The sequence below is a fragment of the Flavobacterium sp. CLA17 genome (genome assembly GCF_013112255.2).
Taxonomy (GTDB): Bacteria; Bacteroidota; Bacteroidia; order Flavobacteriales; family Flavobacteriaceae; genus Flavobacterium; species Flavobacterium circumlabens.
Genome location: NZ_CP068294.1, coordinates 3854559 through 3875215, shown reverse-complemented (window position 1 = coordinate 3875215; position 20657 = coordinate 3854559). Strand labels below are relative to the sequence as shown.

The 20657-nt window shown below is 35.7% G+C and carries 18 protein-coding genes; 8 read left to right on the top strand and 10 right to left on the bottom strand.

Annotated elements, in window-relative coordinates; all coding sequences use genetic code 11:
• Nucleotides 1–12: 12 nt before the first annotated feature.
• Nucleotides 13–636, top strand: coding sequence for a PASTA domain-containing protein (locus HAV12_RS15845; RefSeq protein ID WP_171570514.1), 624 nt, complete (start codon nucleotides 13–15; stop codon nucleotides 634–636).
• Nucleotides 626–1669: an RluA family pseudouridine synthase gene (locus tag HAV12_RS15840; RefSeq protein WP_171570513.1), complete on the top strand. Its 1044-nt coding sequence runs from the start codon at nucleotides 626–628 to the stop codon at nucleotides 1667–1669. The genes HAV12_RS15845 and HAV12_RS15840 overlap by 11 nt, the downstream gene beginning before the upstream one ends.
• Before the next feature lie 84 nt (nucleotides 1670–1753).
• Here HAV12_RS15840 and HAV12_RS15835 read toward each other — a convergent pair whose 3' ends face one another.
• The 10 genes from HAV12_RS15835 to HAV12_RS15790 all read right to left on the bottom strand — a co-directional run bounded on the left by HAV12_RS15835 (nucleotide 1754) and on the right by HAV12_RS15790 (nucleotide 10640).
• A complete protein-coding gene (locus HAV12_RS15835) occupies nucleotides 1754–2368 on the bottom strand; it encodes a hypothetical protein (RefSeq protein WP_171570512.1) in 615 nt (204 codons plus the stop codon).
• A gap of 8 nt (nucleotides 2369–2376) precedes the next feature.
• Nucleotides 2377–3618: an ATP-binding cassette domain-containing protein gene (locus HAV12_RS15830; RefSeq protein ID WP_171570511.1), complete on the bottom strand. Its 1242-nt coding sequence runs from the start codon at nucleotides 3616–3618 to the stop codon at nucleotides 2377–2379.
• A gap of 163 nt (nucleotides 3619–3781) precedes the next feature.
• Nucleotides 3782–4639, bottom strand: a complete 858-nt coding sequence (locus tag HAV12_RS15825) for a sulfurtransferase (RefSeq protein ID WP_171570510.1) — start codon at nucleotides 4637–4639, stop codon at nucleotides 3782–3784.
• A 32-nt stretch (nucleotides 4640–4671) separates the two neighbouring features.
• Nucleotides 4672–5061 (bottom strand): DUF1398 domain-containing protein, encoded by a 390-nt coding sequence (locus tag HAV12_RS15820; protein ID WP_171570509.1) that lies wholly within the window; start codon nucleotides 5059–5061, stop codon nucleotides 4672–4674.
• A gap of 24 nt (nucleotides 5062–5085) precedes the next feature.
• On the bottom strand, nucleotides 5086–6078 hold the full coding sequence (locus tag HAV12_RS15815) for an alpha/beta fold hydrolase (protein WP_171570508.1): 993 nt from the start codon (nucleotides 6076–6078) through the stop codon (nucleotides 5086–5088).
• A 108-nt stretch (nucleotides 6079–6186) separates the two neighbouring features.
• On the bottom strand, nucleotides 6187–7023 hold the full coding sequence (locus tag HAV12_RS15810) for a mechanosensitive ion channel family protein (RefSeq protein WP_171570507.1): 837 nt from the start codon (nucleotides 7021–7023) through the stop codon (nucleotides 6187–6189).
• A gap of 91 nt (nucleotides 7024–7114) precedes the next feature.
• Entirely contained in the window at nucleotides 7115–7552 is a 438-nt protein-coding gene (locus HAV12_RS15805; protein WP_171570506.1) for a thioesterase family protein, read from the bottom strand.
• A gap of 128 nt (nucleotides 7553–7680) precedes the next feature.
• Nucleotides 7681–8265, bottom strand: coding sequence for a hypothetical protein (locus tag HAV12_RS15800; RefSeq protein ID WP_171570505.1), 585 nt, complete (start codon nucleotides 8263–8265; stop codon nucleotides 7681–7683).
• A 22-nt stretch (nucleotides 8266–8287) separates the two neighbouring features.
• Entirely contained in the window at nucleotides 8288–9316 is a 1029-nt protein-coding gene (locus tag HAV12_RS15795; RefSeq protein WP_171570504.1) for a trans-acting enoyl reductase family protein, read from the bottom strand.
• Between the two features lie 46 nt (nucleotides 9317–9362).
• On the bottom strand, nucleotides 9363–10640 hold the full coding sequence (locus tag HAV12_RS15790) for a Na+/H+ antiporter (protein WP_171570503.1): 1278 nt from the start codon (nucleotides 10638–10640) through the stop codon (nucleotides 9363–9365).
• Nucleotides 10641–10702: 62 nt separating this feature from the next.
• On the opposite strand from HAV12_RS15790, the gene HAV12_RS15785 reads away from it, so the two are divergent.
• From HAV12_RS15785 to HAV12_RS15760, 6 genes are all read left to right on the top strand, one after another.
• Nucleotides 10703–10840 carry a hypothetical protein gene (locus HAV12_RS15785; RefSeq protein WP_205423325.1) on the top strand — a complete coding sequence of 46 codons (138 nt, stop codon included), beginning with the start codon at nucleotides 10703–10705 and terminating at the stop codon, nucleotides 10838–10840.
• A gap of 182 nt (nucleotides 10841–11022) precedes the next feature.
• Nucleotides 11023–12906 (top strand): molecular chaperone DnaK, encoded by a 1884-nt coding sequence (gene dnaK, locus HAV12_RS15780; RefSeq protein WP_171570502.1) that lies wholly within the window; start codon nucleotides 11023–11025, stop codon nucleotides 12904–12906.
• Nucleotides 12907–13069: 163 nt separating this feature from the next.
• Nucleotides 13070–14140 (top strand): magnesium/cobalt transporter CorA, encoded by a 1071-nt coding sequence (gene corA / locus HAV12_RS15775; RefSeq protein ID WP_171570501.1) that lies wholly within the window; start codon nucleotides 13070–13072, stop codon nucleotides 14138–14140.
• Nucleotides 14141–14203: 63 nt separating this feature from the next.
• On the top strand, nucleotides 14204–16297 hold the full coding sequence (gene pta, locus HAV12_RS15770) for a phosphate acetyltransferase (RefSeq protein WP_171570500.1): 2094 nt from the start codon (nucleotides 14204–14206) through the stop codon (nucleotides 16295–16297).
• A 114-nt stretch (nucleotides 16298–16411) separates the two neighbouring features.
• Nucleotides 16412–17596 (top strand): acetate/propionate family kinase, encoded by a 1185-nt coding sequence (locus tag HAV12_RS15765; RefSeq protein WP_171570499.1) that lies wholly within the window; start codon nucleotides 16412–16414, stop codon nucleotides 17594–17596.
• 100 nt (nucleotides 17597–17696) lie between these two features.
• Nucleotides 17697–20441 carry a LuxR C-terminal-related transcriptional regulator gene (locus tag HAV12_RS15760; protein WP_171570498.1) on the top strand — a complete coding sequence of 915 codons (2745 nt, stop codon included), beginning with the start codon at nucleotides 17697–17699 and terminating at the stop codon, nucleotides 20439–20441.
• Nucleotides 20442–20657 lie beyond the last annotated feature (216 nt).

Below are 20657 nucleotides of genomic sequence, written 5' to 3'. Positions count from 1 at the left end.
AAAAATAAATTTATGAGTTTATGTAAGTATTTAACAAGCCGTGTGTTTTTTCTTCAAGTATTGGGTGCAGCTGCTATTATTGCAGTTTTGGGGTATTTGTTTATGCATTGGCTGACTTTTACAACGGATCACGGGAACGAAATAACGGTTCCGAATTTATCTAAACTGACGGAAGAACAAGTTGAAAGTAAACTGGACGAATTAGACCTGGATTATGTGCTTTTGGATAGTGTTGATTACCGAAGTGAATTTCCTAAATACAGTGTGGTAGAGCAGGATCCATTGCCCGGAACAAAGGTTAAAGTAGGCAGAAAAATATATATTAAAATTAATGCATCGGGTTTTTCATCTGTTAAAATTCCGGATTTAATTGAGAAAACCTACCGTGAAGCAGTTCCGACTCTAAAAGCTCTGGGACTTCAGGAGGGAATCATTACTTATATTCCGAACCTTGGAAAAGATATGGTTTTGGAGATGCGTTATAAAGGAAGAAACTTAAAAGTAGGAGACCGCGTGCTTAAAGCTTCTAAAATTGATTTGGTTTTAGGAGACGGAAAAGCATCGTATGTAGACGATAGTCAGGCGACAGATAGTTTAGCTGTACCGACAACTGAAACCCCAAAAGATGAACAATAATAATGAAAATTTAGATCTGGAAGACGAATTATTCGAACATTTCAGATTTGAAGTCCCTAAAGGTCAGGCGCTGTTGCGTATTGACAAATATTTAATGAACTTGATTCAGAATGCGACCCGAAATAAAATTCAGACCGCAGCCACTGAAGGAAACATTTTTGTAAATGATATTCCGGTAAAGTCAAATTATAAAGTAAAACCACTGGATGTGGTGACCGTGATGCTGACCCATCCTCCGTTTGAAAACCATATTCTTCCGGAAGATCTTCCGTTGAATATTGTTTATGAAGATGATGCTTTATTACTGATTAACAAGGAGCCCGGAATGGTTGTACACCCTGGTCACGGAAATTATACCGGAACTTTGGTGAATGCCCTGGCGCATCATTTTGATAATCTGCCTTTGAACAGCAGCGAACGCCCAGGTCTGGTTCACCGAATTGATAAGGATACGTCCGGACTTTTGGTGGTAGCCAAAACGGAGGCGGCCATGACACATTTAGCCAAACAGTTTGAAGCTAAAACTTCGGAACGTGAGTATATTGCCCTTGTCTGGGGAAATGTGGCTGAAGAAGAAGGAACCATTGAGGGAAACCTTGCCAGACACTTAAAAGACCGCATGCAAATGGCTGTTTTTGCTGATCCTGAAATTGGGAAACCTGCCATTACGCATTATAAAGTGCTGGAACGTTTTGGTTATGTGACTTTGATTTCCTGTAGATTGGAAACAGGAAGAACGCACCAGATTCGTGCGCATTTGAAACATATCGGACATCCATTATTTAATGATGAACGTTACGGTGGTCATTTGATTCTGAAAGGAACTACGTTTACGAAATACAAACAGTTTATAGAAAATTGCTTTAAAGCTTTGCCACGTCAGGCGCTGCATGCTAAAACACTTGGTTTTGTACATCCGACTACCGGTGAAATGATGCGTTTTGATACTGAATTGCCACAAGACTTTCAGGATTGTATCGAGAAATGGCGCAATTATGGGAAGACGCATACTATGGAAGAAGAGGAAAATTAATTAGATAATTTTTTAATTAGAAAATTAGATAATTCCTGATATTAAAAAAAAAGCTCCTGTTTGGAGTTTTTTTTTTGCTATTGTTTACAGAATATTTCTAATTGTTAAGTCGGTGATTTTTGCTTCTCCGTTGGTTAGAAAACCTAATTTGCCTTGTTGGCTTAAATTGCTTTTTTCGAGGGAACATTCTAAGAAAGTTACCTTGTTTACAGAGAAAAATAACTGATTGTGCAGTACCTTTATTTTTACAGAATACCATTTGTTATTTTCTAACTGCATTGGTTTTTTAAACAAGGTTGGGCCTCCGCGTTTTTCGTATTCATCGCTCTTTTTGTGATAAACGCCTTTTCCAATCACGATATTCTGGTCGATTTGATAGAGATAGGTTCTGATATATTGTTCTTTATCGATGTTCAGCATAATCTCGAATAAAGATTCTTTCGTCATATTTACCTTAAAATCGATTTCATAATTTTCAGGAAGTTTCTTTTTAGATTCTATAACGCCCCAATGCATTGGACCTCCGGTTCCCCTTAAAGTATCTTTTTCAAGAGACCATTCTTCCGGATTTAAGTTCCAGTCTGATTGCAGAGCAGAAGCAGGAGCGATTTTGTATTCTTTTTTTGTTGTTGCAATGCTGCTACAACAGGAAGTGATTATTAGGGAGAGTACTAATAATATGGGATATTTAATTTTCATTTTTGTTTTTAGTTTAACTCTGAGTGGTATTTTATTTTGCCGATTGATCCTGTAGAAGTCGGAAGCAATTCAAATACCGAAGTAGGAGCGAGGCCGGATTCGATGCGATGTGAAACGTATAAAATACTGACGTTTGTTTCCTGTTTGATGGTATTGATCAGCTGAATGACCAAATCAACATTTTCGTCATCTAAACCTTCCACCGGTTCGTCCAGAATTAACAAAGGCGGATGTTTTAAAACGGCGCGGACAATTAAAGCGACCCTTTGTTGACCTATAGAAAGATCGATAAAACGTTTTTTGCGTAAACTACTCATTTCAATTACTTCAAGCCATTGCGTTACGGTTTGTTTTTGCAACGTTGTGGGTTCGGTGTATAGACCGATGGAATCAAAAAATCCGGACAGAATCATTTCTTCCAAAGTATGTCCTTTTTGAAATAAATCGGTCATGGAAGTCGTGAAGATTCCGATTTGCTTTTTGATGTCCCAGACGCTTTCTCCGGTTCCTTTTTTTCTTCCGAACAAATGTAAATCCTGCCCGAAACCTTTTGGATTATCGCCGGTGATCAAGGATAAAATCGTGCTTTTTCCGGAACCGTTCGGGCCGATTAACTGCCAGAATTCACCTTGTTTTATGGTCCATGAAATTTGATCTACAATTTTTCGGTCGTCGTAGCTTACGGAAACATTTTCCATTTTGATTAAGACATTTTCGTCGAAGGAATGCGATTCTAAAGCTTTTGGAATTGCCGCTGTATTTAAGGTTTTATACAGTTTTTCTATTTTTGAAAGAGGGTGTAATTCAAATGTATTGTCTTTGATTTGTGCTTTATTGGGAACAAAATGAAGTACATCGGTAACACGGTTTACGATCTGAATAATGGCAATCTGCTCTGTTAAATCTTTTAAAGATTCGGCTAAAATGACACGTGAAGCCTGATCTAAATGATCAAACGGATTATCGAAAATGATAAAATCGGGTTTTTGACTGATGCAGTATTTTAAAAACTCTTTTTTGCGTTCACCGGAAGAAAAGGTTCGTAATTGCCTGTGGGAATCAGTAGAGGCCTCAACAATATCGTATTGATATTCTTTTTCGATAAATTTTTCTATTGCAATATCTGAAAAAAGAATACCCTTTTGAAAGTTAAAAGCGGCTAATTCTCCTTCGGCACAGCCGGAAAGTAAAGTGTCTATAAAAGCTTTTTTATTGACCTGATTCGATAAAAGAATATCCCAATGCTGCATTTCTGTATTTTAATATAATTGTTTTATCTGTGCGTATATCTTTAACAAACATAAACAGAGATTAATTAGTTATGTTTTGCCACAGATTAAAAGATGAATATAGATTTTAAAATCATTTTAATCCTGTAATCTGTGGCTAATAATTATGAATTTTACTTCGCAGTTATTTTGTTTGCTGTGTAAACATGTCGCGATCGTTTCGCGACCATTCACTCCAGGAGCCAATGTACAGTTTCGGAATCGGAATACCGGCGTACTCCATTGCTAACAAAGTATGGCAGGCTGTAACGCCCGAACCGCAATGTACAATTGTGTTTTCAGGTTTTACATCGCCTAAAATTTGGCTGTATTTCTGATGTAATATTTCAGCAGAATGATAAAAGCTATTTTCGTTTAAGTTTTCACTTAAGGGAACATTGATTGCGCCCGGAATATGTCCTGCGATTAAATCCAGGGGTTCTGTGAGCCCGTCAAAACGGTTTTTATCTCTTACGTCGATTACAATATTTTCGTTGTTATTTCGTGCTTTTTCGACTGCTTCGATATCGGCTAGAGCCAATTTCCATTCTGAAACCGGATATTTTTCAGCGGTTTCAAAAGTTTCAATTTCTGAACTTACCGGAAAACCGGCTTTTATGGCGGCTTGCAGACCTCCGTTTACAACCTGCACTTTTTCATGGCCAATGGAACGCAGCATCCACCAGAATCTTGCTCCGGCATTTGCTCCGCTTTTATCATCATAAATAATCACATGGGCTGATGGCTGAATGCCAAGTTTTGAAAGTACTTCCGAAAACTTCTCAAAAGAAGGTAAAGGATGTCTTCCTCCGTTTGCAGGATTGGTTTCGACGGTTGCTAAGTCTTTATTTAAATCAACGTATCTCGCGCCTTTTAAGTGTTCCTTTTGATAATTTTCTTCCGCATTGATTCCGGCTCGTGCATCAATTAAAATAATTTCTGATGATTCCTGCAGTTTTACTAATTCTTCAGGATTTATAATTGGTGAAATCATATGTGACATTTAAATGAAAATTAAAAATTCTTTTTAAAATATTAACCCGGGATTTTTTCAATTAATATTTCGTTGGCTGCCAGATCAAAATAAGTACAAGTCATTTCGATGATATCCACGCGCCATTTGGCAATACCACATTGCGCGGAATGATTACAAAACGTAAGATAATCCGTTTCACCATTCTGATGTTTGACCAGAAATTCGATAAAAAGCTCTTTGTTTACAGAGGTGGAGATTTTAATTTCGTTGTATTTTTCATCGGCGGTAACGTTATAATTGTTTACGCCATAGTATTCAACATGGCCGTCGTGTACAAAAGTATCGTAGCCTTTTACGCCTAAAATAATTAAATCCTGTATGTAATTTGGAAAATCTGCACCGCTTTTTACTTTGGCATGTGCTTCTTTTATTTGGTCTATAGTAAACATAATAGTTCGTTTTTAGTTAAAGTTTTATTGTTTCAAAAATACGATTAATGGTTTTATAAAAGAATCAAAAGATTCAATATGTGGCAAATGTCCGGTGTTTGGAATTTCGACTAATTTTGCTTTCGGAATGGCTTTTTGTGTTTTCTTGCCTAATTCCATATAATTCCCCATTGTTTTTCTGACTTCTTCGGATACCAGCGGTTTTCCTAAAGCGGTTTTATCTCTCGTTCCGATGATTAAAAGTGTCGGGCTTTTGAGGTTTTTAAATTCGTATAAAACAGGTTGTGTAAAAATCATATCGTACAGCAAAGCAGAGTTCCAGGCCACTTTTGAATAATCCGCAGCGGTAGTCCACCCGGCGCCAAGTTCGGCCCATTTTTGAAAATCGGTATTCCATTTTCCGTCGTAATAATTCTCCATCTGGTATTTTTTGATGGCTTCGTAATTTTGTTTCAATTCCGATTCGTACCACCATTCGACAGGTTTATACGGAACAACCAATTTCCAGTCTTCTAAGCCAATTGGATTTTCAAGTACCAGTTTTTCGGCAGTTTCCGGGTACATCAGCGCAAATCTTGTGGCTAACATTCCGCCCATGGAATGTCCCAAAATGGTTGTTTTTTGAATTCCCAAATGATCCAGTAATTTTTTGGTATTTTCTGCCAGTTGCTGAAAAGTATATTGAAAATGATCCGGTTTTGAAGATTTTCCAAAACCAATCTGATCAGGAACAATCACTCTGAAACCTTCTTTAGTCAAAGCTTTGATTGTGGTTTCCCAATAGGCTCCGTTGAAGTTTTTGCCGTGAAGCAAAATGATATTTTTGTTGTTGTAATTATCGGGTTTGATATCCATGTAAGCCATTTTTAAAGGCTGACGCTGATTGTTCAATTCTAAAAAGTGAACGGGAAAAGGATATTCATAATTCGTTAAATTGATGTCGAGTGCTTTTATCTTTTCCTGCTGCGCCAGGCATAGAAAGGGAAGCAGCAGCAATATGATTTGTATTTTTTTCATTTTCGAAGGATATTAATTTGCAATTATAATAAAAGTAAGGCTTACCGCTTTAAATGCAAAAAATATACTCTTAAAATTATCAGAAAAAACCGAAAGTTTATTACAGGATTATTTTTTCAGCGTAACAACGCGCTGCGGGTACGGAATATCAATATCAGCTTCGTCAAAACGTTTTTTAATACTTTGCAATAAATCGCAATACATTACAAAACCATCAGTAGAATTTTTTGCCCATGCCCATGCTTTCAGCGTTACGCTTGAATCTGCGAGTGCTACAACACGCGCCACGACCAAAGGAGTTTTTAGTTTTTTATTTTCTGCTGTTCGGGTATCAATAAAAAAAGGATGTTTGGCGACTTCGTCTTTCATGATTTCTAATGCTTTTTCGACATCTGATTCATAACTAATACCAATTTCTATTATTTTACAGCATTTGGTGTCGTGCATATTGGTATTTACAATAATCTGATTGCTGATAACCGAATTCGGAATAATGATTCTGTTGTTTTCTGCATCTTTGAGCACTACCTGTCTCAGATTTATATCTTCGACTTTACCTACGAAGCCATTGATGGTGATTTTATCATTGATTCGGAAAGGTTTAAAAATTACCAGAAAAATTCCGCTGACAATATTACTCAAAGCCTGCTGTGAAGCCAGACCCGCAACCAGCGAAATTACTCCGGCCCCGGCTAAAAAGGAATGCCCGATGATTTTGAATTCCGGAATCTGGATTAGGGCAAAAGCAAAACCTAAAATATAAATTACGGTTATGATTAAATGTTTTAAAAAACGAAAACCAGTTGCATCATATTCTTTATTGCTTAGTTTGCGATACAGGAAATAACGTAATACTTTGTCGGTAATGGCACCCAGTATTATTGTAATAATTAATATAATGGCAATAAAAACACCTATTCTAAAGTCTTTTAAATAATCAATCATAGGTTGCAAGTTTGAAAAAAATCCAAAAAACGACTATTTTTTAAAAGGTGCTTTTTGGATTTTTGTAATTTATAACAAATCGTATTTTATTTTAAAGCCCGACAAAGTCATCGCTTTTAGGGAAAATACTTAAAGCTTCAATAGCAATTTCAGGAGTCGGAGAAGCTAGTTTGCGAAGTTTGGTATCCATCCAGGCACCATCAACTGTAATAACAGCACAAAGGGTGTCGTCTTCTTTTCTGAATTCGTGAACGATGGACCAACGCGAAGCATCGGCTTTCATTTTTGAAGTTTTGGTATGCATGAATATCTTATCTGAAAGTTTTAATTCTTTTCTAAAGATGCATTCTTCCCTAAACAAAACCGGGCCAAAACCCTGTGTTTGCATGACACGCAGGGTTAAACCTAACTGTTCTAATATTTCGATACGATGTTGTGCTCCAAAATCATAATAGGCACTATGACGGACGTGAAAATTGGGATCTAAATCTGACCAGCGAAAAGATAATTCTTTAATAAATGAAACCATTTTTGTTTTATTTTAATGTTATTCAGACTGTTTTTATTGGGTTGGAAAAACAGTCATTTTCAGGAAATCGAAATTACAAATAAAAACCCAGACCATTTAGGGCAAAAGAGAAGTATTGCTTCTGGTTTTTAAAAATATTCCGTTTTGAAAGGAGCAAAATCCTGTAGTTTTGGAAGCGGCCTGATGATGATTTTCTTTTGAGTCTTCGTTACCGGAAAATTATCTTCGCCATAAGGTTCTGTCTTTTTAATACGAATTCCGGTAGATAAATTAAAATCGATTTGACCCATCGTTCCTTGTCCGTCCGAATAGACTTCAGAGAAACCAATGAGTTCGAAATTATTATTCTGATACCTGAATTTATGCTCATAATGACCACGCAAAAGTTCATTTTTAATACTAAGAATACCTTTTTTTATGGTGATTTCTGAAAAAGCATTTCCGCTGTAGTAGCCCTTTTTGCCTTCAGGGAAAGCAGGATCTATCGCTTTGACTGATGAAAGAATACGTTTGTAATGACCATTAGCTTCAGCAAAATAAATTTCGAGTTTATACGGAGCTTTGTCGCTTAAAGTATCTTGTGAAACTAAAACATAGTCAGCTAAACCATCTTTGTTCAGATCGCCATTTACTTTAGTGATTTTTTTATTGAAATTATCTTTTTGCGCCATTAAGGCTATGGGAAACAATAAGAAGAATATAAGTTTTTGCATTGTTTAATGGTGTAATAGGTTTTTAATTTAAGGTAGATTCTTCGATGGCTGTTATTTTAATATCATCATCATTTAAGGATTTTAAAAAATCAGAAGCATCAAATACTTCTCCCATTGTCGTTACACCGTTTTTCTTTATGCTGCCCGATAAAATTCTATTTATGCTTTCTGTGATCAAAGGCGCTGTAACGGCATAAATATCCTGACCCTGAGCCGAAATGGTTCTCCTGATGTTGCCTTTTACAGCAATAACTTCTACACAAAATTGCTGAGATGATCTGTTTTTACTGTCAACCGGTTTTGGTTCCGGAGTATCATTATTTCTAAGATCATTTAAAGAGTTCTGACTAAGAAAGGTATTGATGGTATTTACATTTAAATGGCGTGAAATCGTAATGATTTCAGAGAGCGGTAAAGCTACAACTTCCTTAATTCCGATTGCATTTTTGAAATCCCATTCTTTTGAAATCCCGGCTTCAAGTTCTTGTAAGCGATTGTCTTTGAATGTTAATCTTTTGTAATGATTTCGATCTCCGGTTAATCTTGTTCCTTTTGTAGGATGCCAGGAATCAAGACCTATGTAAACATTAATTTCATCAATTTCGTTCCAATCCTGAGTTAATGCGGTACTTAGCAGATCGGCTAAGCCACCGTAAAAGGCAGCAGCAGGGATTATTAGAATTTTATTGTTTTTTGCTGGTTCAGCAAATTGTTCAAATACATCTAATACGGCCTTTTGTTCAGCACTTAAATCGATATAATGACTGCCTGATCGTAAAGCAGCTTCTATAATAGGTTTTGCAGTATCTAAATAAGGTCCGGCACAGTTTATAATAATTTTAGCTCCGGAAAAAGCATCGTCCAGTGTTTTTGGATCATGAAGGTCTGCTGCTTTTATTTCTAAATCAGGATATTCCCGATGGAGAAGCATTAATTTTTCCTGATCTCTTCCGGAAAGAATCAGATTCTTATAACCTTGTCTGAAAAGTTCCGCTAGAATAAATTTTCCGGTGTGACCATAAGCGCCATAAATTGCAATGCGATTTTCCATATTTGTACAATATTAGTTTTTGTAATCGTTACGAAAACATATAATCTTACAACGATTGTGCAGGATCATTATTTTCTTTTAGGGTCAGTTTATTCACAATCCACGGCAACGTAAGACCCTGCCCGATAAGAGTAAGCAATACAACGGCGACAGAAATAAAAATAATTGCATTTCTTTCAGGAAATGGCGTTCCGTCTTCCAGAAATTTTGGTAATCCGATGGCGATGGCTAGCGAAACAATTCCGCGCATCCCGGACCAGCTTAAAATAATACTGTTGTTGAAGTCTAAAAGTGCATGTTCGCTTACTTTTCTTTTCCTTTTTGTATTTTGAAATGCTTTTTGGAGATTGATTTTCTGCAAAAAGATTCGGATCATCCTAATCACTAAAGCTACAATAGTAATGATTGCCGCGTAACCAATATAGGGCAGAATCATACTGTTGTCTATGTCTTTCAGAATGTAACGGAAATTGAGTCCGATTAGAATAAATATTAATCCGTTGAGTAGAAAAATGATAATGTCCCAAAGAGTTCTGGATTGATTTTTTAAACTTTCGGGAAATATTTTTTTACTGAATCGGGCAATTGCCAGTCCTAAAATTACTACTGCAATTACTCCCGAAACATGCAGATGTTCAGCAATAAGATAGGTGACAAAAGGCATTAACAGCAGGAAGCTAATCGTTACATTTACGTTTTTATGCACACGCGTTAAGATGTACCCCAGAATTTTAGCTATAACAAAGCCTACTAAAAATCCTCCTCCTAGTAATAATAGAAATTCCAGCGTGGCTTTCCAGATGACAAAAGCGGATCCCATTACGGCAGCGACCGCAAAACGATAAGCTACCAATGCAGAGGCATCATTAATCAGGCTTTCACCTTCAAGAATAGTTATCGTTTTATGGGATATTTTCAGTCCTTTTGTAATGCTTATTGCGGCTACGGCATCTGTAGCAGAGAGAATTGCTCCAAGTACAAATGCCAGCGGCCAGGTCATTCCTGGAATTATAAAATGGGCTAAAACCGCGATTCCTAAGGCAGTAAGGAAAACTAATGAAATAGCGAGTGTGCCAATTGTATTCAGATTGGTCTTGAAATCTTTAGGAGAAATATTAAAAGAGGCATCATATAATAAAGGTGGCAGAAATAGCAGGAATATAATTTCCGGATTAATTTCGATTTCGTTCATGGTTGGAATAAATCCAATTGCGATTCCTACTATAACCAGTAAAATAGGTTGCGGCAATTTTATGGTGTCGGCAAAAGCGGATAGTCCGATGACGATGGCCAGAATAAATATGATGATACTGTAGTTTTCCATTTAGACTGCTATTGAATTGAAGAAAGTTGCTAATGTAAGTATTTCGGAATTTAATTAAAAATATGGGAAGACTTTATACGATCATATTAAGATTAAGTTTTATGATGGAAAAGGATGCCATAGCCCTGATGGGAGGGAAAATCCTTTTGTGCAGGGGTTCGGCACGAAAGATTGGAGGGACAGCAGGAAAAAGCTCCTGATAAATGACACCTAAAGTACTGATATGCCACAGTTGTCAGGTTTTGAAAATGTCATGTTGTCAGCTGATTTTTACCATGACAACATTAAAACTGACAATTTACTTTGGTTTTTTATATTGGCACAAAGATTGACTTATGCCACCTGAGTTAAAAATGTATATCAAAAATTAAATATATAAAAAATGGGTAAAATAATCGGAATTGACTTAGGTACGACGAACTCTTGTGTTTCTGTAATGGAAGGTAACGAAGCAGTTGTTATTCCTAACGCAGAAGGAAAAAGAACAACTCCATCTATCATCGCTTTTGTTGAAGGTGGCGAAATTAAAGTAGGTGATCCTGCAAAAAGACAAGCAGTAACGAATCCTACAAAAACGATTGCTTCTATTAAACGTTTTATGGGACACACTTTTGCTGAGACTACAAACGAAGCAAAAAGAGTTTCTTATTCAGTTGTAAAAGGTGACAACAATACGCCACGTGTGGATATTGACGGTCGTTTATATACTGCACAGGAATTGTCAGCAATGACTCTTCAAAAAATGAAAAAAACTGCTGAAGACTATTTAGGTCAAACTGTAACTGAAGCGGTTATTACTGTTCCTGCTTACTTTAACGATGCACAACGTCAGGCTACAAAAGAAGCTGGTGAAATTGCTGGTCTTAAAGTGATGCGTATCATCAACGAGCCAACTGCTGCGGCACTTGCTTACGGATTAGATAAAAAAGGAACTGATCAAAAAATTGCTGTTTACGATTTAGGTGGAGGTACTTTTGATATCTCTGTTCTTGAATTAGGAGATGGTGTATTTGAAGTATTGTCTACAAACGGTGATACTCACTTAGGTGGAGATGATTTTGACCACGAAATTATTGACTGGTTAGCAAATGAATTCTTAGCTGAAGAAGGTATTGACTTACGTTTGGATCCAATGTCATTGCAACGTTTGAAAGAAGCTGCAGAGAAAGCAAAAATTGAATTGTCTTCTTCTTCAGAAACTGAAATCAACTTGCCATACGTTACAGCTACTGCTTCAGGACCAAAACACTTAGTTAAAAAATTATCAAGAGCTAAATTTGAGCAATTGACTGATTCTTTAGTTAAACGTTCTATGGAGCCAGTTGCTAAAGCATTAAAAGATGCAGGTTTATCTACATCTGATATTGACGAAGTTATTCTTGTTGGAGGTTCTACACGTATGCCAAGAATCGCTGACGAAGTAGAAAAATTCTTTGGTAAAAAAGCGTCTAAAGGAGTTAATCCTGATGAAGTTGTTGCTATTGGAGCTGCTATTCAAGGTGGAGTTTTATCCGGAGATGTAAAAGATGTATTGTTACTTGACGTTACACCTTTATCTTTAGGTATCGAAACTATGGGTGGTGTATTGACTAAATTAATTGAGTCTAACACAACTATTCCAACTAAAAAATCACAAGTTTTCTCTACTGCTGCTGATTCTCAACCATCTGTTGAAATTCACGTATTGCAAGGTGAAAGAGCTATGGCGGTTGATAACAAAACTATCGGTCGTTTCCACTTAGACGGTATTCCACCAGCACCAAGAGGAGTTCCTCAAATCGAGGTTACTTTTGATATTGATGCTAACGGTATCATCAAAGTTTCTGCAACTGATAAAGGAACTGGAAAATCTCACGATATCCGTATCGAAGCTTCTTCTGGTTTAACAGCTGAAGAAATCGAAAAAATGAAAAAAGATGCTGAAGCTAACGCTGATGCTGACAAAATAGCTAAAGAAAGAGCTGAGAAATTAAACGAAGCTGACAGCATGATTTTCCAAACAGAAAGTCAATTGAAAGAGTTAGGAAGCAAATTAGCTGACGACCACAAAGTTGCTGTTGAGTACGCTTTAACTGAATTGAGAATGGCGCACCAATCTCAGGACATTCCAGCTATTCAAACGGCTCTTGACAATATTAATGCAGCTTGGAAAACAGCTACAGAAGCTATGTATGCTCAAGGTGAACAAGGTCAACAAGCGGCTCCTCAACAAGAGCAGTCTCAAGGTGACAATGTTGAAGACGTTGAATTCGAAGAAGTAAAATAATTCTTTAGTACTAAGTAATTAGTACAAAGTATTAAGATTGAAAACCGGGTCAGAAATGCCCCGGTTTTTTTATGCCCTTTTATCACTTATATAGAGACAAACTGACAATTGTCATTTCCTTTTCGGATTCTTTTTTGTAATATTACTAGGTAAATAATTTTGAATGAGAAAGATTAAATATAAGAAAGGGCGCAAGCTGCAACACATTACTTTAGAATATACAGGAACCCATAAAGAACTTGCAACAGAGCTGCAGCTCTTCGTATATGATGATGCAGATGTAGTTGAATATGAAAAGTTTACCGTGGCAGCATTAAATTCCTGCTTTGATTATACAAAAAATAACTGGCTTAATGTTCACGGTTTAAATGATATTAGTCTGCTTAAAACAATAGGTACGCATTTCAAATTGAGTGATTTTTTACTGGCAGATATTTTAAATACGACCAAAAGAACGAAACTGGAAGAACAGGAGGATGTTTTATTCTTTAATATAAAATCGCTATTACCTTCCGAATATTCGGATAATATTAGCGTTGAGCAACTTAGTTTTATTCTGAAAGATGGCGTTCTGATTTCCTTTCAGGAAAAACGAAGCGATTTCTTTACACACATTCGGGAACGACTTCGCACGCATGCGGGAATTGTACGAACTAAAAAAGTAGATTATCTGCTTTACTTATTGTTGGATGCCGTGATCGAAAATTTTTACATTACCATAGAAGATGAAGAAGGCAAAATTGAAGAATTGATCAATTTAACCAAGAAAGGTGCAGATCCGGTAATATTGGAAAAGATTGAAAATCACAGAGATAATTTTAATTTTTTAAAACGTTCCATAATTCCGCTTCGGGATTCGTTGTATTATTTAAAGACGATTAAAGACGATGATACGAGTACTTTAATCCAAAAAGATACCTTTAATTTTTTCGTTCGGTTACACCAGAAAAGCTTAGAGCTTTTAGAACAGATTGAGTCAGATATGAGTTCATTGGAAAGTGCTTCAAATTTCTATTTTTCGGAACAAAGCCGTAAAATGAATGAAATCATGAAAACACTTACCATCATTTCGGCCATCTTTATTCCCTTAACATTCATTGTTGGAGTGTATGGAATGAATTTCGAAAATATACCGGAACTGCATTACAAATATGGCTATCATAGTGTTATGGTTGCTATGTTTTTTTTAGTGATCGCGTTAATTATTTATTTCAAAAAAAGACGTTGGTTTTAACGTTAGTTTATCTATAAAAAAATATTAATTGTACGACATTTGTTTCGTTTCAAAATATAAATTATGAGTAAAGCAATATATATAGCCACCAGTGATCAGAATAGTGGAAAATCAATTATTACACTGGGTTTGATGAGTATTTTGATCGGGAAAACCGCCAAGGTCGGTTATTTCAGGCCTATTGTTGAAGATTTTGTCGATGGAGGGGTAGACAATCATATTGAAACAGTTCTTTCGCATTTTAATCTTGATATTAAGTTTGAAGACGCTTATGCGATTACGAAAAGCAAACTGATTAAAAAGAAAAATAAAGGGAAGATAGGAGAGGTCTTAGATTTAATTATTGAAAAATACAAACGCCTTGAAGAACGCTTTGATTTTGTTCTGGTAGAAGGTACCAGCTTTACCGGAGAAGGAACTTCTATTGAATTGGATACAAACGTTTTAATTGCGAAAAACCTCGGAATTCCAACCATAATTATAGGATCCGGAATTGGAAAAACGCTTGACGAACTGGTCGACAGTCTGCATCTGGTTTACGATTCCTTTAAAGTAAAAGAAGTGGAGGTGTTGTCTGTTTTTGCAAATAAAGTGCAGCCTGAAAATATAGAACTGGTAACCAAAAGTCTCCAGAAAAGTCTGCCGCCCAATGTTTTGATAAACACCATTCCGCTGATCTCAAGTCTGAACAATCCGACCATGCAGGAAATTGTCAACGAACTGGATGCTAAAGTGCTGTTTGGAGAAACCTATTTAAACAATGAAATCGGACACTACAGTGTCGGAGCCATGCAACTGCATAATTATCTGGTTCATTTGCAGAATAACGCTTTGGTAATTACGCCCGGTGACCGCTCGGATATTATTTTAGGGGCATTACAGGCCAATGAGTCAGCTAATTATCCGACGATTTCCGGAATTATCCTTACCGGAAATATAATTCCCGAACAAAGTATATTAAAACTTATCGAAGGACTTTCAGCAGTTGTGCCAATCATTGCAGTTGACGGAGGAACTTACCACATCACTAATAAAATTGGCAGCATAAGATCTGAAATCTATGCCAACAACACACATAAAATAGAAACATCGATCAGTACTTTCGAAAAATATGTGAAAGTGGACGCTTTATCGGAAAGGTTAATCACTTTTGTGGCAGAAGGAATGACACCAAAAATGTTTCAGTACAATATGGTGAAAAGAGCGAAACAGCATCGCAAACATATCGTGCTGCCGGAAGGAAATGACGACCGGATCATTATGGCCGCTTCAAGATTATTGGATATGGATGTGGTTGATATTTCAATTATTGGAGATAAAAAACAAATTGAAAGTAAAGTTGCGGAACTCGGAATTACGTTTGATTTTTCGAAAGTTAATATCATCAATCCAATAGAATCTAAGCTTTATGAAGATTATGCCAATACCTATTACGAGCTTAGAAAAGCCAAGAACGTAAGTATTACAATGGCAAGGGATTTAATGGAAGATGTTTCTTATTTCGGAACCATGATGGTGTATAAAGGCCATGCAGACGGAATGGTTTCGGGAGCTGCACATACCACACAGCATACGATTCTACCGGCCTTGCAATTCATAAAAACAAAACCCAATTCATCTGTCGTTTCCTCTGTATTTTTCATGTGCCTGGAAGATCGGGTTTCCGTTTTTGGAGATTGTGCCATTAATCCAAACCCAACCGCTGAACAACTGGCAGAAATTGCAATTTCGTCAGCAGAATCAAGTCTGGCTTTCGGAATTGAACCCAAAATAGCGATGCTTTCTTATTCTTCCGGATCTTCAGGAAAAGGAGATGAAGTCGATAAAGTAAGAGCCGCCACTGCAATTGTAAAAGCCAAACGCCCTGATTTAAAAATCGAAGGACCCATTCAGTACGATGCCGCAGTTGACCTTACTGTCGGGAAAAGTAAAATGCCGGATTCTGAAGTAGCAGGTCAGGCTAGTGTTTTAATCTTCCCCGATTTAAATACAGGAAACAATACGTACAAGGCCGTTCAGAGAGAAACCGGAGCTTTGGCCATCGGACCCATGTTACAAGGTTTAAACAAACCCGTAAACGATTTAAGCCGTGGTTGTACCGTAGACGATATTATAAACACAGTAGTGATTACGGCGATTCAGGCACAAGGACTTTAAATAATTATGAATTGTGAATTATAAATTATGAGTTTTGAGTTATTACTTAAAAAACCGGAATTAAAAACTAAAAAAGGTAACTCAGTATCTTAGAACCTTAGCACCTAAAAAAAAATGAAAATACTAATTATAAATTCAGGAAGTTCATCCATCAAATATCAATTAATGGTTATGCCCGAAAACGAAGTGATTTGTTCGGGAATGATTGATCGAATTGGTTTGGAAATTTCAAATATTACGTTTAAAACAGCATCAGATTCAGTAGAAGAATTACTTCCTGTTCCGAATCATAAAGTGGGTTTGCAGAAAGTAGCCGAAATGCTTTTAGATCCGGAAAAAGGAGTTATAAAATCGACTTCGGAAATTGCAGCTGTTGGTCATCGTGTCGTTCACGGCGGAAGTGATTTTACAGATACCGTAAAAATTGATGAGAAAGTAAAATTAAAAATCAAGCAGCTTTTTGAACTTGCACCTTTACATAATCCTGCCAATTTAGAGGGAATTAATGTGGCAGAAGAAATTTTTAATTCCGCAGAGCAAATTGCTGTTTTTGATACGGCCTTTCATCAGACAATGCCCGAAACCGCCTTTAAATACGCCATTCCGAATTATCTTCTAACAGAAAATAAAGTACGTGTTTATGGCTTTCACGGAACCAGTCATAAATATGTTTCTGAAAAAGCAATTGATTTTTTGGAGCGCAATTCAAAAATAATTACCATTCATTTAGGAAATGGCTGCAGTATGGCAGCTATCAAAGACGGAAAATGTATTGATACGACAATGGGTTTTTCTCCGTCAAATGGTTTAATAATGGGAACCCGAGCCGGAGATATCGACCAGTCAGTGATTTTTTACCTGATCAAAAATCTAAATTATACGGCTGATGAAGTAAATGCAATTTTACTAAAACAAAGCGGTATGCTAGGACTTACAGGATACAGCGATTTGCGAGATATAGAATCGGAAGCTGAAAAAGGAAATAAAGATTGTCAGCTGGCTTTGCTGATGAATGCGTACCGAATTAAAAAGACGATTGGTGCTTATACCGCTGCTTTAAATGGTCTGGATGCGATTATTTTTACCGCAGGAATTGGTGAAAACTCATCCTACATGCGTAAATTGGTTTGTACGGATATGGAGTATTTCGGAATTGAATTAGATCATGAAAAAAATGCAGTTCGTTCTAAAGAAATAAGAGAAATCAATAATTCTAATTCTAAGGCTAAAGTTTTGGTCGTTCCAACAGACGAGGAATATGAGATTGCAAATCAGGTGTATCAACTGCTTCAGAATTAAAAAACATATTTTATACCTAGAAAAAGCTCCCAATTGAGGAGCTTTTTTACATTCAAAAATTAATTATTTGTCAGTATCTTTGAATATAAATCCGAATATTTTGAAATCGATACTTTTAAAATTACTTTTCTTCCTTTTCATAGCTTCACAAATTCAGGCACAAGAATTACTTCCCTTTGTTGAAAATTACAGTAAATCAGATTATCAGGGCGATAATCAGATCTGGAATGTAGCACAGGGAAAAGATAATGCCATGTATTTTGCCAATAATCATTATTTGTTGCGATATGATGGGGTGATATGGGAGAAATATACATTACCCAATAAAACGATTATCCGTTCTATTTTAATTGAAGGCGATAAAATATATTCCGGTTCTTATAAAGAATTTGGTTACTGGTACCGTAAACAGGGCAAAATGCATTACGTTTCGATTACCAAAAACCTGCGTTTATTTGATGAAAAAGACAATGAAGAAATCTGGAAAATATTCAGGTTCAATGGTTCACTTTATTTTCAATCCTTCAATGATGTTTTTATTTATAATGGAAAAACCATTAAAAAAATAAAATTTCCATTTCTCATATCCTATTGTTTTTTTATAGATCAAAACCTATATGTGGCTTCTGTTCAGGATGGTATTTTTAAGATGAACGGCAAAAGGATCGCAAATCCAAAAGGATGGAACATTCTGAAAAACACGGTAGTGCACGCTATCGAAAAATACAAAAACGAAACGTACATTTTTACACAGAAAAAAGGAGTTTTTATAGTTGAAAAGAAGGGACTCAGACCGTGGAATAATCCCCTGAACGAAACCTTAAAGTCAACCACTATAAATGTTGCCAAATTTATTAAAGGGGATAAACTAATAATTGGTACCGGAAATAAAGGCGTTATTATTTTAGACTTAAACTCAAATTTGTATAAAAACATTGATCGTAATAATGTTTTAATGAACAATTCGATTCTGAGTATAGGTTTTGATAAGGAAGATGATTTATGGTTGGGGCTGGATAACGGAATTGCTCATGTTGAAGTCAATTCTCCAATCTCCTTTTTCTATGATAATTCAGGCATATTAGGATCTGTTTATTCGGTGGCAACTACAAATAAAGGCTATCTGATTGCTTCCAATCATGGTATTTTTGAGTTTGGCTCCGGCAGGTTTAATATGCTGCCCAATACGCAGGGACAAGGTTGGAATATTACCAAAATCGGCACTCAGTATATCATTGGACATAATGACGGAACATTTTCTTATGATAATGGCTCCCTCTCTAAAATTAATGGCGTAAGTGGTGGCTGGAATTTATCTAAAAGCAGTATTAACAATACGTATTTTCAGTCGACTTACAGCGGTATCCTGGTGTATGATGATTTATCCAATCTATCTCATTATAAAATAATCAAAGATCTTGCGAAACCTATCAAGTATGTTGCCCAAAATAAAAAAAATGAAATCTGGGCAGCGGATAATTATCGCGGTTTATATCGTGTCTTGCTGGACGATGACTATAAAACAAAAAAAATAGAGAATGTCACACAGCAAAGCAAAATAAAAAATGACTTTGGCATTAAGATTTTTGAATTCAGAAAAGAAATACTTTTTCTAATCGATAATTCCTGGTACACTTATAATTCCATTACCAATAAACTGGAAGAAAATGAATTATTTAATGCTAACTTCAGGAATGTTTCGGATGTTGTAGCAATAGATGAAGATCATTTTATGGTACTTCAAAACGGAATTTTATACCATATTTATGCGACCGGAAATAAATTTGTCTGGAATATTATTCAGGAGAAATATTATAAAGGAAAGCTGATCAATGAAAATTTGCGAATTTTTAAAAACGACAATCATTATCTGTTAAATCTTGATGACGGATTTATTTCCCTTCAATTGAAGTACGAAAACAAACAACATAAAGCATTAAGGGTAGAAGGCTTTAGTGATAATGTTCTAATTGCAGATAATTCTAAAATTAAATTCAATAAAGAGTTAAAAATAAATGTAATCTCCGGAATGTATGGAGCCAGTAAACCGAACCTATTTTACAAACTAAATAAAAGCAAAGATTTTACTCCAATTTCTGATGGAGTAATTTTACTTAATAATTTAAGCAGTGGTTATCATTCTATCGTTATTTATAAGCACGATGGTGCCAGTTATGAAAAAGTAGAAGATTTTTCTTTTAAAGTAGCCCAGCCCTGGTATTTTTCATTGGGGATGATTTTACTCTATTTATTTTTAATCGCCGCAGTATTGTTTTTGTATTATAAATGGAACAAACTTCGCTATACCCAAAAGTTAAAATTGCAGGCCGAAGAACTTAAACATCAAAGAGAAATTCTGGAAATGGAGCTGAAGGCTGAGAATGAATTAAATGTGCAGGAATATGAAAAACATATTTTAGAACTTGAATTGCAGACAAAATCATCTGAAGTTGCGGGTAAATCCTTATCGATAGCCAAGCAAAGTGAAATGATTGAAAACATACAAAACATCTTAGATTCAGAAAAAGATTTTAATAAACTGAAAAGCGAAATTAAAAAAGCGATTAAAATCAATGAAGTGAATAAACACGAATGGGAAATTTTCGAAACCAATCTGAATCAAATTCACAATGAGTTTATTATTAATCTGACAAAGAAATTCCCAAGTCTGACTCCAAAAGATATAAAACTGTGTGTTTACCTTAAAATGAACCTTTCTTCTAAGGAAATTGCACCTATGATGAACATCTCATTTCGAGGTGTTGAATTACACAGATACCGCCTGAGAAAGAAATTAAACCTTAATCAGGATGAAAACCTGTCCAAATTTTTATTGACTGTGTAAGATTCGTATGTGTTTTTTAAACATATTTTATTTTTCTGATTCTTTTTTTACATAATTCCAATACATCATTACTACATCATAACGTTATGTTAATGAAAAATTAAAACTTCTTAAAGTCTTTGTTTGTAGCTATTTAATGAACTTTTCTGATGTAGTGATGTAGCTGTGTAGTAGTGGTATTTGATGTACTACAACGTTGTAATTGTTTAATTTGGC

What these genes read in the sequence shown, in the direction of transcription:
- HAV12_RS15845 (WP_171570514.1), top strand. Translation starts at nt 13, where the DNA reads ATGAGTTTATGTAAGTATTTAACAAGCCGTGTGTTTTTTCTTCAAGTA.
- HAV12_RS15840 (WP_171570513.1), top strand. Translation starts at nt 626, where the DNA reads ATGAACAATAATAATGAAAATTTAGATCTGGAAGACGAATTATTCGAA.
- HAV12_RS15835 (WP_171570512.1), bottom strand. Translation starts at nt 2,368, where the DNA reads ATGAAAATTAAATATCCCATATTATTAGTACTCTCCCTAATAATCACT.
- HAV12_RS15830 (WP_171570511.1), bottom strand. Translation starts at nt 3,618, where the DNA reads ATGCAGCATTGGGATATTCTTTTATCGAATCAGGTCAATAAAAAAGCT.
- HAV12_RS15825 (WP_171570510.1), bottom strand. Translation starts at nt 4,639, where the DNA reads ATGTCACATATGATTTCACCAATTATAAATCCTGAAGAATTAGTAAAA.
- HAV12_RS15820 (WP_171570509.1), bottom strand. Translation starts at nt 5,061, where the DNA reads ATGTTTACTATAGACCAAATAAAAGAAGCACATGCCAAAGTAAAAAGC.
- HAV12_RS15815 (WP_171570508.1), bottom strand. Translation starts at nt 6,078, where the DNA reads ATGAAAAAAATACAAATCATATTGCTGCTGCTTCCCTTTCTATGCCTG.
- HAV12_RS15810 (WP_171570507.1), bottom strand. Translation starts at nt 7,023, where the DNA reads ATGATTGATTATTTAAAAGACTTTAGAATAGGTGTTTTTATTGCCATT.
- HAV12_RS15805 (WP_171570506.1), bottom strand. Translation starts at nt 7,552, where the DNA reads ATGGTTTCATTTATTAAAGAATTATCTTTTCGCTGGTCAGATTTAGAT.
- HAV12_RS15800 (WP_171570505.1), bottom strand. Translation starts at nt 8,265, where the DNA reads ATGCAAAAACTTATATTCTTCTTATTGTTTCCCATAGCCTTAATGGCG.
- HAV12_RS15795 (WP_171570504.1), bottom strand. Translation starts at nt 9,316, where the DNA reads ATGGAAAATCGCATTGCAATTTATGGCGCTTATGGTCACACCGGAAAA.
- HAV12_RS15790 (WP_171570503.1), bottom strand. Translation starts at nt 10,640, where the DNA reads ATGGAAAACTACAGTATCATCATATTTATTCTGGCCATCGTCATCGGA.
- HAV12_RS15785 (WP_205423325.1), top strand. Translation starts at nt 10,703, where the DNA reads ATGGGAAGACTTTATACGATCATATTAAGATTAAGTTTTATGATGGAA.
- dnaK (WP_171570502.1), top strand. Translation starts at nt 11,023, where the DNA reads ATGGGTAAAATAATCGGAATTGACTTAGGTACGACGAACTCTTGTGTT.
- corA (WP_171570501.1), top strand. Translation starts at nt 13,070, where the DNA reads ATGAGAAAGATTAAATATAAGAAAGGGCGCAAGCTGCAACACATTACT.
- pta (WP_171570500.1), top strand. Translation starts at nt 14,204, where the DNA reads ATGAGTAAAGCAATATATATAGCCACCAGTGATCAGAATAGTGGAAAA.
- HAV12_RS15765 (WP_171570499.1), top strand. Translation starts at nt 16,412, where the DNA reads ATGAAAATACTAATTATAAATTCAGGAAGTTCATCCATCAAATATCAA.